Here is a 16,028-nt window from a genome sequence, read left to right as displayed (position 1 = left end):
ACCGGACGCGACGTCAGAGCGGGGCGTCGAGCGTGCGGGTCCGGTCCCACGGCTCGGTCCATCCGAGCCGGTCGAACAGCGCGTCGAGGATCCCCCCCGTGAAGCCCCAGACGAGGTGCTCGCGCCCGTCGGCCTCCACGAGGAAGCCGGGGCTCTTGTGCACCCGGCGGTCGCGGCGGACCGTCACGGTGCGGCGTCGGCCGGGGTCGAGGAGGTCGGCCACGGGGACCCGGAACACGTGGGCCGACTCGGCGGCGTCGACGGCGCGGACGGGGGTGGGCCGGGCCCACCACCCGAGCACGGGGGTGACGACGTGGTTGCTCACCGGCACGGGCAGCCGGCCGAGCGTGCCGAGCACCTCGACGCCGCCCGGGTCGAGGCCCGTCTCCTCCTCGGCCTCGCGCAGCGCGCCGCCGACGGGACCGTCGTCCTCGGGCTCCAGCCGGCCGCCCGGGAACGCGACCTGGCCGGGGTGGTGGCCGAGCGTCGTCGCGCGCGCGAGGAGGAGCACGTCGAGGTCGGCGGGCACGGCCGCGGCCGGGTGCTCGGCGGGCACGCCGTCGAGGACGCCGAAGAGCAGCAGCACCGCGGCGTCGCGCGCGTCCGGGCGCAGCGTGCCGACGGCGTGGCGCCACGGCTCGGGCCAGGCGCCGCCGTCGCGCGCGAGCGTCGCGAGCTGCGTGCGCGCCGACGCGCGCGCGGCCCCGGGCTGCGCCGTCACCAGCTCACCGGGAGCGGGCGGCCCTCCTCGTAGCCCGCGGCGGACTGCACGCCGACGACGGCGCGGTCCGCGAGCTCGGCGAGGCTCGACGCCCCGGCGTAGGTCGCGGAGCTGCGCAGCCCGGACGTGATCTGGTCGAGCAGGTCCTCGACGCCCGGCCGCTGGGGGTCGAGGAACATACGGCTCGAGCTGATGCCCTCCTCGTACAGCGCCTTGCGCGCGCGGTCGAACGGAGATCCCCCCGCGGTGCGCGCGGCGACGGCGCGCGCCGACGCCATGCCGAAGCTCTCCTTGTAGAGGCGGCCCGTGCCGTCGTCGTGCAGGTCGCCGGGGGACTCGTAGGTGCCCGCGAACCACGAGCCGATCATCACCTGCGAGGCGCCCGCGGCGAGCGCGAGGGCGACGTCGCGCGGGTGGCGCACGCCGCCGTCCGCCCAGACGTGCTTGCCGAGCTCGCGTGCCGCGGCGGCGCACTCCAGCACCGCCGAGAACTGCGGGCGGCCGACGGCCGTCATCATGCGCGTGGTGCACATGGCGCCCGGCCCCACGCCGACCTTGACGATGTCCGCGCCGGCCGCGACGAGGTCGCGCACGCCGTCGGCCGTGACGACGTTGCCCGCCACCACCGGGACGTCCGGCCCGACCGAGCGCACCGCGTCGAGCGCCTGGAGCATCTTCGCCTGGTGCCCGTGCGCCGTGTCCACGACGAGCACGTCCACGCCCGCCGCGAGGAGCTCCTTCGCCTTCGCCGCGACGTCGCCGTTGATCCCGACGGCGGCGCCGACCCGCAGGCGGCCGGCGTCGTCGAGCGCGGGCGCGTAGACCGACGAGCGCAGCGCGCCCTTGCGCGTGAGGACGCCGACGAGCGCGCCGTCGCGCGTGACGGGCGCGACCTTGAGGCGCGCGGTGTGGAGCTGCTCGTAGGCCGCCTCGAGCCCGGCACGACCGCCGTCGAGGACGGAGGCGTCGAGGACGAGCGGGTGGTCGGTCATCACCTGGTGGACCTGGGTGAAGCGGTCGACGTCGGCACAGTCGGCCTCGGTGACCACGCCCACCGGGCGCCCGTCGTCCACGACGACCGCGGCGCCGTGCGCGCGCTTGCCGATGAGCGTGAGGGCGGTGTGGACGGTGTCGTGCGGGCCGACGACGACGGGCGTCTCGATGACGGGGTCCTTGGACTTCACGTCCGCGACGACGTCCGCCACGACGTCGGTCGGCACGTCCTGCGGGATGATCGCGATGCCGCCGCGCCGCGACACGGTCTCCGCCATGCGGCGCCCCGCGACGGCCGTCATGTTGGCGACGACGACGGGGATCGTCGTTCCCGTCCCGTCGGCGGAGGAGAGGTCGACGTCGAAGCGCGACGTGACCTCGGAGCGCGACGGGACGAGGAAGACGTCGCCGTAGGTGAGGTCGGTCGCGGGGGACTGTCCGGGCAGGAAGCGCATGGCTCCATCCTACGAGGTCGCACCCCACCGTTGTCCGCAGTGTGGAAGGAGAATTCCACGGACGCCGCGTCCGTGCGTCCGGGGCGCGAGTGTGCGTCAATGACGTGAAGGTCCCGTCGCCCGGCGCACCGCGGCGCAGGTCATCGGCCCGGACGGCCTAGAGTTGTCGGGCTGGTCGCACGGGAACGGAACGGAGCATCTGCATGAGCCTGCTTGGCACGATCACCTCGCCCGAGGACGTGCAACGGCTGACCCCGGGGCAGGCGCGCGAGCTCGCCGCGGAGATCCGGGCGTTCCTCGTCGACTCCGTCTCCCGCACGGGCGGCCACCTCGGCCCGAACCTCGGGGTCGTGGAGCTGACCATCGCGATGCACCGCGTGTTCTCGTCGCCCACGGACACCTTCGTGTTCGACACGGGCCACCAGTCCTACGTGCACAAGCTCCTCACGGGGCGCCAGGACTTCTCCGCGCTGCGCAAGCAGGGCGGGCTGTCCGGGTACCCGTCGCGCGCCGAGTCCGAGCACGACGTCGTCGAGAACTCGCACGCGTCCACCGCGCTCTCGTGGGGCGACGGCATCGCGAAGGCGAACGTCGTGCGCGGCCTCACCGACCGGCACGTCGTCGCGGTCATCGGCGACGGCGCGCTCACCGGCGGCATGGCCTGGGAGGCGCTCAACAACATCGCGGAGAGCCAGGACCGGCGGCTCGTGGTCGTCGTCAACGACAACGGGCGCTCGTACTCGCCCACGATCGGCGGCCTCGCGCACCACCTGTCGACGCTGCGCACCACGCACGGCTACGAGAGCTTCCTGCAGTGGGGCAAGCGCACCCTCAACCGGTCCGGCGCGCCCGGGCGGTTCGCGTACGAGTGGCTGCACGGCCTGAAGAAGGGCCTCAAGGACGTCGTCGCACCCCAGGGCATGTTCGAGGACCTCGGCATCAAGTACGTCGGGCCCGTCGACGGCCACGACGTGGAGGCCATGGAGCACGCGCTGCGCCGCGCGAAGGCGTACGGCGCGCCCGTGATCGTGCACGCGCTCACCGAGAAGGGCCGCGGCTACACGCCCGCCGAGCAGGACGTCGCCGACCGCTTCCACGCCGTGGGCAAGATCCACCCGGAGACCGGGCTCCCGGTCGCACCCTCGCGCTTCGGCTGGACGAGCGTCTTCGCCGACGAGATCGTCCAGATCGGGCGACGACGCTCCGACGTCGTCGCGATCACCGCGGCGATGCTCGAGCCGGTCGGTCTCAAGCCGTTCTCGCAGGCGTTCCCCGAGCGCACGTTCGACGTCGGGATCGCGGAGCAGCACGCCGCGACGTCGGCGGCCGGGATGGCGTTCGCCGGGCTGCACCCCGTGGTCGCGGTGTACGCGACGTTCCTCAACCGCGCGTTCGACCAGGTGCTCATGGACGTCGCGCTGCACAAGGCCGGCGTCACGTTCGTCCTCGACCGCGCGGGCATCACGGGCGACGACGGCGCGAGCCACAACGGCATGTGGGACATGGCGATGCTGCGCATCGTGCCAGGCCTGCGCCTGGCAGCGCCGCGCGACGAGGAGACGTTGCGGGCCGCGCTGCGCGAGGCCGTGGACGTCGACGACGCCCCGACGGTCGTGCGCTACCCGAAGGGCGCGCTCTCGGACGCGCTGCCCGCGGTCGAGTCCGTCGACGGCGTGGACCTGCTCGCGGTGCCCGCGGGCGCGGGCGCCGAGGCCGCCCCCGCTGCGGCGGCTCCGGGTGGTCCGCGCCGCGTCCTGCTCGTCGGCCTGGGCTCGATGGCCCGCGTCGCGCTCGACGCCGGGGAGTCGCTCACCGCGCACGGCGTCGACGTCACGGTGGCGTCGCCCACGTGGGTGCTCCCGCTGCCGAGCGCGCTCGTCAAGCTCGCCGGGGAGCACGACCTCGTCGTCACGGTGGAGGACGGCGTCGTGGACGGCGGCGTCGGTGCGCTGCTGGCCCAGCGGGCGCTGGAGTCGGGCGTGCGCACGCCCGTGCACCCGATCGGTCTCCCGGCGCAGTTCCTCGACCACGCCACGCGCGACCAGGTCGTGTCGGCGTACCGCCTCACCGGAGCGGACGTCGCGCGCGACGTGCTGGACGCGCTCGCGGCGCTCGCGCGCGGCTGACGACCCCCGCCGCGCTCCCGGCTCCCGGGCGCGCGGCCCCGGACACGCGGACGGCCCGCGGCGCACCTGCGCCGCGGGCCGTCGCGTCGGTCAGGAGTGGGTGACCTCGACCGCGTGCTCGACGACGGCGCGCAGGTCGCCGCCGGACGCCGCGTGCCACGCGCGCTGCCGGGCGGCGCCGTTGCCCCCGGACCACAGGCGGCCGAGCAGCTCGGTCACCGCGTCCAGGTCGCCGGCGTCGACGAGCGCGTCGCGCACGTGCGCGACGAGCTGGCCGACGACGTCGTGCGCGGGGGCCGGGCGCCACGTGAGGGGCGAGACGAGGTCCTCCTCGAGGCCCGAGCGGCCGGCGCGCCAGGACGCGGTGCGCAGGATCTCGGGCCGCAGCTCGGGCGCGGGCGTGCCGTCGGCGGACTCGCGGGCCGCCGTCTCGACGAGGCCGCGGGCGAGCGCCGCGAGCAGCGTCGCGGTGTCCGGGTCGAGGCACACGTCCGCGACGCGGATCTCGACCGTGGGGTAGCGCGACGACAGGCGGGCGTCGAAGTAGACCATGTTCTCGTCGAGGATCGTGCCGGTCGCCACGAGGCCGTCGACCGCCGCGCGGTACGCCTCGGGCGAGCCGAACGCGCGCGTCGGGCCCGAGGTGGGCCAGCGCGACCAGACCTGCGACCGGAAGCTCGCGTACCCGCTGTCCTGGCCCTGCCAGAAGGGCGAGTTCGTGCTCAGCGCGAGGAGCGTCGCGAGCCACGGCCCGATCCGGTCGAGCACGGCGACGCCCTCGGTGTCGTCCGCGACGGCGACGTGCACGTGGCAGCCGCTCGTCAGCTGCTCGCGCGCGGTGAGGCCGAACGCGGCGCGTGCCTCGAGGTAGCGCAGGCGCGACACGGTCGTGCCCTCGAACGGCAGGGGAGACGTCGAGAGCGCGGCGACCCGGGCCCCGACGCGGTCCGCGGCCTCCTGGGCACGGCGCCGGCCGTCGCGGATCTCGGTCGCGAGCTCGTCGATCTCGCGGCGCGGGTGCGTCGCCGTCTCGAGCTGCTCCTCCATGAACTCCGACTCCAGCGAGCCGGTGCCCCCGCCCTTGTCGTCGCTGCCGGAGGCCTCGAGGGCCTCGGCCGCGCGGGCGACGGGCTGCCCGTCGTCGCCGACGAGCAGGAACTCTTCCTCGACCCCTACGGTGCGTTTCACCCGGGCAGTCTCACACGGATGCGCGTGGCACGTCCGGCGAGCGTGTGACGGGCGCCCGTGTCGTGCGTCACGACCGCGGTGCGCGGTCCCTGGCGGCAGGGCCGGAGGTCTTGTGAAGGTCATCACAAGACCTCCCCGGCGGGGATGTCGAAGAGCCCGGGACCCGCAGGATCCCGCCGTTCCTGGCAGGTCCCGCCCGCCTCGGGACCTAGGTCCCCGAGCGGTCCCGAACGCCTCCGTCGCGGGCCCCGGGAACCTAGCCTGGAGGTGGCGAAGGAGCCCGTCGGAACCTCGGCCGAGGACCCCACCCGGGTCCTCGCGAGGCCGGCGGGTCCGGCCGGCGCGCGGACCCGCGCGTCAGGCACGAGGGAGGTCCTAATGACCAGCGTTTCCGAGGCACCTGGCACGACGAGCGGCGGCCGCGCGGCGGAGGCGGGCACCGTCGACCCGCAGCACGACACCGCGCACGTCCCCGCGTGGGAGGGCTTCACCGACGGCCCGTGGCGCGACACGGTCGACGTGCGCGACTTCATCCAGCGCAACTACCGCCCGTACACGGGCGACGCGTCGTTCCTCGCCGGCCCCACGGAGCGCACGACGGGCATCTGGAGCACGCTGTCCGCCATGTTCCCGGAGGAGCGGGAGATGGGGATCTACGACGTGGACACCCACACGCCCGCCGGGATCACGGCGCACGCGCCGGGCTACATCGACAAGGCGCACGAGGTGATCGTCGGTCTCCAGACCGACGCCCCGCTCAAGCGCGCGATCATGCCGAACGGCGGCTGGCGCATGGTCGAGGGCGCGCTGGAGACCTACGGCTACGAGGTCGACGAGACCCTGCGGAAGGTCTTCACCGAGTACCGCAAGACGCACAACCAGGGCGTGTTCGACGTCTACCCGCCGAACGTGCGCGCGGCCCGCAGCTCGCACATCATCACGGGCCTGCCCGACGCCTACGGCCGCGGCCGGATCATCGGCGACTACCGCCGCGTCGCGCTCTACGGCGTGGACGCGCTGATCGCCGCGAAGAAGCTCGACAAGCTCGGGCTCGACACGCAGCCCTTCAGCGAGAAGGTCGTGCGCGAGCGCGAGGAGCACGCGGAGCAGATCCGCGCCCTGGGCGAGCTCAAGGAGATGGCGGCCTCGTACGGCTACGACATCTCCGGGCCCGCGACGTCGGCCCGCGAGGCCGTGCAGTGGCTCTACTTCGCCTACCTCGCCGCGGTGAAGGAGCAGAACGGCGCCGCGATGTCGCTCGGCCGCACGTCGACGTTCCTCGACGTGTTCATCGACCGCGACCTCGAGGCCGGCCGCATCACGGAGTCCGAGGCGCAGGAGATCATCGACGACTTCGTCATCAAGCTGCGCATCGTGCGGTTCCTGCGCACGCCCGAGTACGACGCGCTGTTCTCCGGCGACCCGACGTGGGTCACCGAGACGATCGGCGGCATGGGCGAGGACGGGCGCCCGCTCGTCACGAAGAACTCGTTCCGGTTCCTCCAGACGCTCTACAACCTCGGCCCGGCCCCCGAGCCGAACATGACGGTCTTCTGGAGCCCGGAGCTGCCGCAGGGCTTCAAGGACTACTGCGCGCAGGTCTCGATCGACACCTCGGCCGTGCAGTACGAGTCGGACGAGCTCATCCGCCAGCACTGGGGCGACGACGCGGCGATCGCGTGCTGCGTGTCCCCGATGCGGGTCGGCAAGCAGATGCAGTTCTTCGGTGCGCGCGTGAACCTCGCCAAGACGCTGCTCTACGCGATCAACGGTGGGCGCGACGAGATCTCGGGCAAGCAGGTCTCGCCCGTGGCGGCGCCCGTCGAGGGCGACGTTCTCGACTTCGACGACGTCATGGCGAAGTTCGACGCGACGATGGACTGGCTGGCCGAGACGTACGTCGAGGCGCTCAACTGCATCCACTGGTCGCACGACAAGTACGCGTACGAGCGCATCGAGATGGCGCTGCACGACAAGGACGTGCTGCGGACCATGGCGTGCGGCATCGCGGGCCTGTCCGTCGCGGCGGACTCGCTGTCGGCGATCAAGCACGCGAAGGTCTCCGTCGTCCGCGACGAGCGCGGCCTCGTCGTCGACTACGTGACCGAGGGCGAGTACCCGACGTTCGGCAACGACGACGACCGGGCCGACGCGATCGCCGTCGACCTCGTCGAGCGGTTCATGGCGAAGGTGCGCACGCACCCGACGTACCGTGACGCGGTGCCCACGCAGTCGGTGCTGACGATCACGTCGAACGTCGTGTACGGCAAGGCGACGGGCAACACGCCCGACGGCCGCCGGGCCGGCGAGCCGTTCGCCCCGGGTGCCAACCCGATGAACGGGCGCGACACGCACGGCATGCTCGCCTCGGCGCTCTCGGTGGCCAAGCTGCCGTACGACGAGGCGCAGGACGGCATCTCGCTGACCAACACGGTCGTGCCGAGCGGCCTCGGGCGTACCAAGGAGGAGCAGGTCACCAACCTCGCCGGCCTCCTGGACGCCTACATCGGGTCCGAGGGTTACCACATGAACGTCAACGTGCTGAACCGCGAGACGCTCCTGGACGCCATGGACCACCCGGAGAACTACCCGCAGCTGACGATCCGCGTGTCCGGGTACGCGGTGAACTTCGTCCGCCTCACGCGCGAGCAGCAGCTGGACGTGCTCTCGCGCACCTTCCACGGCGCGCTCTGACGAGCCCTGACGAGCCCTGAGGAGCCAGCCATGACCGTCACCCTTCCCGGCCCCGCCGTCCGCCCGCAGCGCGGGTGCGGCGTCCCCGGGAGCACCCTGCCCGACGACGCCACGCGCCTCGACGTCCCGGGCGCCCCGACCTCCGCGGCCGAGCCCGCGGCGTCGGGCACGCCCGTGGGCCACGCACGCCGGGCGGGCGCGGGTCTGGACGGGTTGACGGTCGCGGACGTGGACCGGGCCGACAAGCTCGCGGCGATGCACGCGGGCGAGCTCGGCTCGGTCCACTCCTGGGAGCTCGTCACCGCCGTGGACGGACCGGGGACCCGGCTCACGGTCTTCCTCAACGGGTGCCCGCTGCGGTGCCTGTACTGCCACAACCCCGACACGTTCGCCATGAAGGACGGCAGGCCCGTCACGGCGGACGAGCTGCTCGGGCGCGTCCGGCGCTACCTGCCCGTGTTCCGGGCGACGCACGGGGGGCTCACGCTCTCGGGCGGTGAGGTGCTCATGCAGCCCGCGTTCGCGGCGCGCGTCCTGCGCGGCGCGAAGGCGATGGGCGTGCACACCGCGCTCGACACGTCGGGCTTCCTCGGGGCGAACGCGACCGACGCGATGCTCGACGACACGGACCTCGTGCTGCTCGACGTGAAGTCCGGCGACCCGGAGACCTACAAGAAGGTCACGAGCCGCGACCTCGAGCCGACCCTGCGGTTCGGGCGGCGGGTCGCCGAGCGCGGGCTCACCGGCCACGCGCCCGAGGTGTGGGTGCGCTTCGTCCTCGTCCCGGGCCTCACCGACGACCCGGACAACGTCGAGAAGGTCGCCGACTACGCGGCCTCGCTCAACGCGATCCGCCCCGGCACGGTGACGCGCGTCGAGGTGCTGCCCTTCCACCAGATGGGCCGCGACAAGTGGGACGCGCTCGGGCGCACCTACGAGCTCGACGACACGCCCGCGCCGTCGGCCGAGCTCACCGAGCGCGTGCGCGACCAGTTCCGCGCTCACGGCCTGACGACGTACTGACCGACCTGCCGACGAGCGCCGTCTCGGCGGGCCCGCGGTCCTGAGGCGGGGCCGGGTCGTAGGGTTCACGGGTGCCTGCAGCGACCGTCGACACCCACGACCCCCGTTGGACCGACACCGGGAGGCGGTGGACCGAGCGCGTCGCCGACGCGCTCGCCGACCTCGCGAGCCGTGACGGCACGGCCCCGGTCGTCGAGCACATCGGGTCGACGGCCGTGCCCGGGCTGGCCGCGAAGCCGATCATCGACCTCCAGGTGCGCGTCGCGACGCTGCCCTCCGAGGCGGCGCTGGAGGCGGCGCTCGGGCCGCTCGGGTTCTCGATCGAGCGCGGGGCGCGCCCCGACTCGCCCGGCGTGTACCGGGACGTCCCGCGCCCGGGCGCCGACCCCGCGCCCGAGCTCTACGCCAAGCGCCTGCTCGCCCGCCCCGGCGACGAGGGCGAGCCGCCCGTGATCCTGCACGTCCGGCGCCTCGACTCGCCGTTCGCCGCATACGTCGTCGCGTTCCGCGACTGGCTGCGCGCCGTTCCCGCCGAGGCCGCGGCGTACGAGGCGACGAAGCGCAGCCTCGCCGCGCGCCACGCGGACGCCGACGACTACGACGACTACACGCGCGACAAGACGGCGTTCCTCGACGCGGCGCAGTCCCGGATGGAGCGCTGGCTCGCCGAGCGCGCGAACGCTCCTGCCTGATCCCTGCACGGCGCCGCCCGCGCACTGATACCGTGGTGGTACCAGACGAGAGGAGCTCACGTGGCTATGACCTTGCGGCTCGACGACGACGCGCAGGCGGCGCTGGAGCGTATCGCCCGCCGCGAGGGCGTCTCCGCGAACACCGCCGTCGCGCGCGCGGTCGTGGAGTACGACGCGAAGCGGCGCGAGATGCGTGACCGGCTGCTCGCCGACATCGTGGCGGAGGACCAGGAGCTGCTCGACCGGCTCGCGCAGTAGCCGTGGTCGTCTACCTCGACGAGGACGACCTCGTCGCCGCCGCCACGGCGTTCCTCGGGCACCCGCCCGCCGTCCGCGACTACGGGCTCCTGTCGTCCGCACTGGCGCGTCCGGCCGCGTCGATGTACGGCGTCGAGGCCTACCCCGCCCTCGACGAGAAGGCAGCGGCGCTGCTTCTCTCCGTCACGAAGAACCACGCGCTGATCGACGGGAACAAGCGACTGGGCTGGGTCGCGGTGAGACTCTTCTACGCGCTCAACGGGGTGCGGCTCGTCATGCCGCAGGACACCGCGTACGCCCTCGTCGTCGGTGTCGCAGCCGGCGAGATCGACGACGTCGAGACCGTGGCGCAGAAGCTCGCGGAGCACGTCGTGCGCCGCGAGTCGTGACCGCCGCGAGCGGCGCGCTGCCCGACGTCGCCACCGCTCGGGCGGTCGTCGCGGACGCGGACGCCCTCGTCGCGCTGCTCGCGGCGCTCTCCGCCGCGCCCGGGACGGCGCGCGACCAGGTGCGCGCCGCGTTCGGCGACAGCCGCGAGGAGAAGGTCCTGGCGCGCCTCGACACCGTCGACGTCGCGTCCCTGCGCGACGTCACGCGCGAACGCCTGCGGCTCGGGGCGCTCGCGGACGCGGGCGTGCGGACGGTGGGCGAGGTCGCGCGGCTCGGGCGCGACGGGCTGGCGAAGCTCCCCGAGATCGGCCCGCAGACGGCGACGCACCTGCTCGCCGCCGCCGAGCAGGTGGCGCGCGCCGTGCGCGAGAGCCTGCGCTTCCGGATCGACCTCACGCCGGCGGACCCGGTCGCGACCGCGCTCGTCCAGGCGCTGCACACGCTCGACCAGGCCGACGCCGCCGTCGCGCGCTACGGCGACCAGGTGCGGGCCGCGCTCGCGGAGCACGAGCGCGTGCGCGCCGACGCGCTGGTCGCCGCGAGCGGCCCGCGCCGCCTGCTCGCGTGGGGCGAGCGGCGGCGTCGGGCCTCAGCCGCAATCACGGTGCTCGCCGCGGTCGCCGAGCGGGCGCGGGCCATCGGGCTCGCCGACGAGGCGCGGCGCGTCGTCGGGCTGCTGGCCGAGCCCGCGCGCCCGTACGACGTCTGGGAGGACTTCCGGCGGCGGTCCGCGGCGTACTACGCGCTGCTCGACGGCGTCGCCCCCACGGGCCGCGACGTCGCCGCCGCGGCCGGGCACCTGCCCGCCGAGCTGGTCGACCGCGTGCAGACGCAGGCGCTCGACGAGTCGCTGCTGACGGTCTCGTTGCGCGGGTACCAGGCGTTCGGAGCCCGCTTCGCGCTCGCCCAGCGGCGCGTCGTCCTGGGCGACGAGATGGGCCTGGGCAAGACGGTGCAGGCCGTCGCCGTCGTCGCGCACCTGGTCGCCCGCGGCGCGACCCACGCGCTCGTCGTGTGCCCGGCGAGCGTGCTGGAGAACTGGGTGCGCGAGCTGCGCGCGCACGCGGACCTCCCGGTGCACGCCGTCCACGGCGAGGACCGGGAAGAGGCGGCCGCCGCGTGGCGCGCGGCGGGCGGCGTCGCCGTCGTGACCTTCGCGGGCCTGCGGCGCGCGGGGACGGAGACGTTCACGGCCGCCCGGCCGGTCGCGCTCGTCGTGGACGAGGCGCACTACGTGAAGAACCCGCTCGCGAAGCGGTCGGTGGCCGTCGCGGCCCTCGCCCAGGCGACCGAGCACGTGCTCCTGCTCACCGGCACGCCCATGGAGAACCGGGTCGAGGAGTTCCGCACCCTGCTGGGCTACCTCCAGCCCGAGCTCGCGGCACGCCTCGACGCCGCGCACGGCGCCGCTGGCCCCGACGCGTTCCGGCACGCCGTCGCGCCCGCCTACCTGCGACGCAACGCCGAGGACGTGCTCGAGGAGCTGCCCGAGCTCGTGCAGGTCGACGAGTGGGAGCGGCTCGGTACGGTCGACGGCGCCGCGTACCGCGAGGCGGTCGCGGCGGGGTCGTTCATGGCGATGCGCCGGGCGGCGTTCGCCGTCGAGCACCCCGAGGACTCGGCGAAGCTGCGCCGGCTCGTCGAGATCGCGCGCGAGGCGGCCGAGAACGGGCGCAAGGTCGTGGTGTTCTCGTACTTCCGGGACGTCGTGGACGTGGTCGTGCGCGCGCTCGGCGACCACGCGCTCCCGCCCCTCACCGGCTCTGTGCCCGCCCGCACGCGTCAGACGATCGTCGACGCCTTCACCGCGGCCGAGGAACCCCGCGTGCTCGTCAGCCAGATCGACGTCGGGGGAGTGGGCCTCAACCTCCAGGCCGCCTCCGTGGTGATCCTGTGCGAGCCCCAGACCAAGCCGACGACCGAGGCGCAGGCCGTCGCGCGCGCCCACCGCATGGGGCAGGTCGAGAGCGTCCAGGTGCACCGCCTGCTCACGGTCGACAGCGTCGACGAGCACCTCGTGCGCCTGCTCGGCACCAAGGCCCGGCTGTTCGACGCGTACGCCCGCCGCAGCGCGCTCGCCGAGGAGGTCGCGGGCGCGGTCGACGTGTCCGAGGCGTCGCTCGCGCGCGCGGTGGTCGACGCCGAGCGCGCCCGGCTGTTCGTCGACCCGGCCGTGACGTCGGTCGAGGACGCACCGGTCGAGGAGGCGCCCGCCGATGTCGTGCTGCCCGGCGCGGCGGGCGAGGGCGCGCTCGATGACGCGCCCCACGACGCGACCGAGGACGCGCCCGTCGAGCACTGACGGGGCCCGGGGCGGGCCGTCGTCGCGCTCGGCGCCGGGACGCGGCATAGCGTGGCGTCATGACCGAGACGGACACCCTGCCCCCGCTCAGCCCGCTGCGAGAGGACTGGACCACGGCGCTCGCCGTCGTGGCCCACCCCGACGACATGGAGTTCGGCGCCGCCGCAGCGGTCGCGCGGTGGACGGGTCAGGGCAAGCGGGTCGTGTACTGCATGGTCACGAGCGGCGAGGCGGGTATCGACGGCATGGACCCCGACGAGGCGCGTCGCGTGCGGGAGGCGGAGGAGATCGAGTCCGCGCGGATCGTGGGCGTCGACGAGGTGGAGTTCCTCGGGCTGGCCGACGGCGTGCTCGAGTACGGGCTGCCGCTGCGGCGCGCGATCGCGGGCGCGGTCCGGCGCCACCGGCCCGACGTCGTGATCACCGGGAACTACCGCGAGACGTTCCCGGGCGGGATGCTCAACCAGGCGGACCACGTCGCGACGGGGCGGGCCGTCGTCGACGCCGTGCGCGACGCGGGGAACCGGTGGGTGTTCCGCGAGCAGGTCGAGTCGGACGGGATCGAGCCGTGGGGCGGGGTGCGCCAGGTCTGGGTCGCGGCGTCGCCCGACGCCGCGCACGGCGTGGACGTCAGCGCGACCTTCGACGCGGGCGTGGCGTCCCTGCGCGCGCACGCCGCGTACCTCGACGGCCTCGGCTGGGAGGACTTCGACCCGGCGGCGTTCCTCGGGTCGATGAGCGCCCCGACGGGCGAGCGGATGGGCGTCGCGCACGCCGTCGCCTTCGAGGTCCTGCACATGAACGGAGAGGACTGACTCAGGAGGGGTCGGGCCGTTCCTCGACCTCGACCTTCAGCTCGGGTGCGAACCCGAACAGAGCGCCGTCGTGCGAGCCGACCCACCACGTGCCGCACATCATGGTCGCGGTCTGCTCGGTGCCCTCCTCCCACCACGCCGAGCATGCGGCTGTCGCCCGTAGTGCACCCAGGACGGGCGACCACCGCATGCTCGGCGGGAGAGGGGTGGTCAGGCGCGAGAGGGTGCCGGGACGTTTGCTGCGCCGTCGGGCAGGAACCGGCGGCCCAGGACCTTCTCGCTGTAGCCCGTGCGGTCGAGGTACGGCGTGATGCCGCCCAGGTGGAAGCCCCACCCCGCGCCAAGGATCATGCACAGGTCGATCTGCGACGGGCTCGCGACCACGCCCTCGTCGAGCATGAGCCCGATCTCCTGCGTGAGCGCCGTGAGCACGGAGTCGAGGACGCCGGCCTCGTCCAGCGCCCCGTCGCCGCCCGCCTCGCCCGTGCCGAAGACCCGCTGGATCGCCGGGTCGACGGGCTTGGGCAGGCCCTTCGGCGCGTCGAGGACGACGGGGATCTGCTCGTCGACGATGCGCTGGAGGCCGGGGGACTCGGGGAACCGGTCGCCCAGGTCCTCGCGCAGCGACGTGAGCACGTGCAGGCCGACGGCGGGGCCCACGAGGTCGAACAGCGCGAACGGCGGCATCGGCAGACCGAGCGGTGCGACGGCGCGGTCCGCGACCTCGACCGACGTGCCGTTCTCGACCGCCTCGACGATCTTGCCCATGAGCAGGATGAGCAGGCGGTTGACGACGAACCCGGGCCGGTCGGCGACCAGCACGGCCGTCTTGCGGAGCTTCTTCGTCATGGCGAACGCCGTGGCGAGCGCGGCGTCGTCGGTCTTGGCCGCCTGGATGATCTCGACGAGCGGCATCTGGGCGACCGGGTTGAAGAAGTGCATCCCGACGACGCGCTCGGGGTGCTGCAGGTCGGCCGCCATCTCGGTGATCGAGAGCGCGGACGTGTTGGTCAGCAGCACGGCCTGGGGCGAGAGCACGCTCTCGAGCTCGGCGAAGACCTTCTTCTTGAGCCCGAGGATCTCCGTGACCGCCTCGATGACGACGTCGCAGCCCGCGAAGTCGCCGAGCTCGGTCGTGCCGTGCACGGAGCCGACGATGCGCGCGCCGGTGTCCGCGGGCATCCGGCCCGAGCGCACGAGCTTCTCCACGGTCGAGCGGACGTAGCCGAGGCCCTTGTCGACGCGCTCCTGGTCGAGGTCGCGCATGACGACCGGCACCTGGAGGCGCTGGGCGAACAGCAGCGCGATCTGCGCGGCCATGAGCCCGGCACCGACGATCCCCACGCGGGTGACCGGGCGCGCGAGCTTCGCGTCGGGCGCGCCCTGGGGCCGCTTGCCCTTGGAGACGAGCTGGAACGCGTAGACGCTCGCGCGCATCTCGTCGCTCATGATGAGGTCCGCGAGGGCCTCGTCCTCGGCCGCGAACGCCTCCTCGCGCGACGCGGTGCGCGCGGCCGCGACGAGGTCGAGCGCGCGGTACGGCGCGGGGCGCGAGCCCGCGACCACGGCGTCGAGGCGCTGACGCGTCCCGGCGACGACGGCGTCCCACACGGGCTGCGGGTCGAGCTCGCGCCGCTCGACGACGATCTCGCCGCGCAGCACGGCCTCGGCCCAGCGCAGCGAGGACTCGAGGAAGTCGGGCGCCTCGAAGAGCGCGTCGACGAGCCCGATCTCGTACGCCTCCTTCGCCTTGAACGGCTTGTTCGCGGCGGGGCGGGCGAGGATGACGTCCATCGCCTTCTCGACGCCGAGCAGGCGCGGCACGAGGTAGGCGCCGCCCCAGCCGGGGACCAGGCCCAGGCCGACCTCGGGCAGCGCGAGCGCGCCGGCGTCGGACGCGACGGTGCGGTACGTGCAGTTGAGCGCGACCTCGAGGCCGCCGCCCAGCGCGACGCCGTTGACGAACGCGAACGTCGGCACGCCCATGTCCTGGAGCAGCGTGTACGCGGCGTGCCCGGCGCGCCCGAGGGCGAGCGCGTCGTCGCGCACCTGCACGGCCGCGGCCTGCGTGAGGTCCGCGCCCGCGGCGAGGAAGTACGGCTTGCCCGTGATCGCGACGGCGACGATCTCGCCGTCCGCGGCCCGGCGCCGCAGCGTCTCGAGGGTCGTGTGCAGCTCGGCGAGGCCCTCGGGGCCGAGCGTCGTCGGCTTGGTGTGGTCGAGCCCGTTGTCGAGCGTGACGAGGGCGAGCGTGCCCGTCCCGCCGGGGAGCGCGACGTCGCGCACGAGCGAGTGCGTGACGCGCTCCCCGCGCGCGGCGTCCTTCGTCGCGTCCGCGGAGGTGGTGGTGGTGTCGGTCGGTGCGCTCATC

Annotated in this window: 13 protein-coding genes; 8 read left to right on the top strand and 5 right to left on the bottom strand. The window is 74.2% G+C overall.

Annotation, left to right across the window (positions count from 1 at the left end; translation table 11 throughout):
* Positions 1 to 13 precede the first annotated feature (13 nt).
* Positions 14 to 721 carry an NUDIX domain-containing protein gene (locus tag ABIE39_RS04325; RefSeq protein ID WP_175008637.1) on the bottom strand — a complete coding sequence of 236 codons (708 nt, stop codon included), beginning with the start codon at positions 719 to 721 and terminating at the stop codon, positions 14 to 16.
* The gene (locus tag ABIE39_RS04320; protein WP_175008636.1) at positions 718 to 2,169 is read right to left on the bottom strand and encodes a GuaB1 family IMP dehydrogenase-related protein; all 1,452 of its coding nucleotides are present in this window, start codon (positions 2,167 to 2,169) and stop codon (positions 718 to 720) included. Before ABIE39_RS04320 ends, ABIE39_RS04325 begins: the two co-directional genes overlap by 4 nt.
* A 203-nt stretch (positions 2,170 to 2,372) precedes the next feature.
* Between ABIE39_RS04320 and dxs the strand changes: the two genes are divergently transcribed.
* Entirely contained in the window at positions 2,373 to 4,295 is a 1,923-nt protein-coding gene (gene dxs, locus ABIE39_RS04315; protein ID WP_061268199.1) for a 1-deoxy-D-xylulose-5-phosphate synthase, read from the top strand.
* A gap of 90 nt (positions 4,296 to 4,385) precedes the next feature.
* Here dxs and ABIE39_RS04310 read toward each other — a convergent pair whose 3' ends face one another.
* On the bottom strand, positions 4,386 to 5,483 hold the full coding sequence (locus ABIE39_RS04310; protein WP_061268198.1) for a carboxylate-amine ligase: 1,098 nt from the start codon (positions 5,481 to 5,483) through the stop codon (positions 4,386 to 4,388).
* 378 nt (positions 5,484 to 5,861) lie between these two features.
* On the opposite strand from ABIE39_RS04310, the gene pflB reads away from it, so the two are divergent.
* From pflB to ABIE39_RS04275, 7 genes are all read left to right on the top strand, one after another.
* On the top strand, positions 5,862 to 8,177 hold the full coding sequence (gene pflB, locus ABIE39_RS04305; protein WP_074806089.1) for a formate C-acetyltransferase: 2,316 nt from the start codon (positions 5,862 to 5,864) through the stop codon (positions 8,175 to 8,177).
* Positions 8,178 to 8,207: 30 nt separating this feature from the next.
* Positions 8,208 to 9,200: a pyruvate formate-lyase-activating protein gene (pflA, locus tag ABIE39_RS04300; RefSeq protein WP_354050577.1), complete on the top strand. Its 993-nt coding sequence runs from the start codon at positions 8,208 to 8,210 to the stop codon at positions 9,198 to 9,200.
* 71 nt (positions 9,201 to 9,271) lie between these two features.
* The gene (locus tag ABIE39_RS04295) at positions 9,272 to 9,892 is read left to right on the top strand and encodes a GrpB family protein (RefSeq protein ID WP_175008632.1); all 621 of its coding nucleotides are present in this window, start codon (positions 9,272 to 9,274) and stop codon (positions 9,890 to 9,892) included.
* A 60-nt stretch (positions 9,893 to 9,952) separates the two neighbouring features.
* Positions 9,953 to 10,150 (top strand): CopG family transcriptional regulator, encoded by a 198-nt coding sequence (locus ABIE39_RS04290; protein ID WP_108047630.1) that lies wholly within the window; start codon positions 9,953 to 9,955, stop codon positions 10,148 to 10,150.
* A 2-nt stretch (positions 10,151 to 10,152) separates the two neighbouring features.
* A complete protein-coding gene (locus ABIE39_RS04285) occupies positions 10,153 to 10,539 on the top strand; it encodes a type II toxin-antitoxin system death-on-curing family toxin (RefSeq protein WP_175008631.1) in 387 nt (128 codons plus the stop codon).
* Entirely contained in the window at positions 10,536 to 12,842 is a 2,307-nt protein-coding gene (locus ABIE39_RS04280; RefSeq protein WP_354050574.1) for a DEAD/DEAH box helicase, read from the top strand. The genes ABIE39_RS04285 and ABIE39_RS04280 overlap by 4 nt, the downstream gene beginning before the upstream one ends.
* A 59-nt stretch (positions 12,843 to 12,901) precedes the next feature.
* Positions 12,902 to 13,657, top strand: a complete 756-nt coding sequence (locus ABIE39_RS04275; protein WP_354050573.1) for a PIG-L deacetylase family protein — start codon at positions 12,902 to 12,904, stop codon at positions 13,655 to 13,657.
* Position 13,658: 1 nt separating this feature from the next.
* Here the strand turns inward: ABIE39_RS04275 and ABIE39_RS04270 are convergent, their stop codons facing one another.
* Together ABIE39_RS04270 and ABIE39_RS04265 are read right to left on the bottom strand one after the other, a co-directional pair.
* Positions 13,659 to 13,847, bottom strand: coding sequence for a hypothetical protein (locus ABIE39_RS04270; protein ID WP_175008629.1), 189 nt, complete (start codon positions 13,845 to 13,847; stop codon positions 13,659 to 13,661).
* 20 nt (positions 13,848 to 13,867) lie between these two features.
* Positions 13,868 to 16,027 carry a 3-hydroxyacyl-CoA dehydrogenase NAD-binding domain-containing protein gene (locus ABIE39_RS04265; RefSeq protein ID WP_354050571.1) on the bottom strand — a complete coding sequence of 720 codons (2,160 nt, stop codon included), beginning with the start codon at positions 16,025 to 16,027 and terminating at the stop codon, positions 13,868 to 13,870.
* Position 16,028 lies beyond the last annotated feature (1 nt).

It is taken from the genome of Cellulosimicrobium sp. 4261 (assembly GCF_040546915.1).
GTDB classification, from domain to species: domain Bacteria; phylum Actinomycetota; class Actinomycetes; order Actinomycetales; family Cellulomonadaceae; genus Cellulosimicrobium; species Cellulosimicrobium cinnabarinum.
Note: the sequence above shows the minus strand (reverse complement) of the source record. Positions and strands in the feature narration are given on the sequence as shown.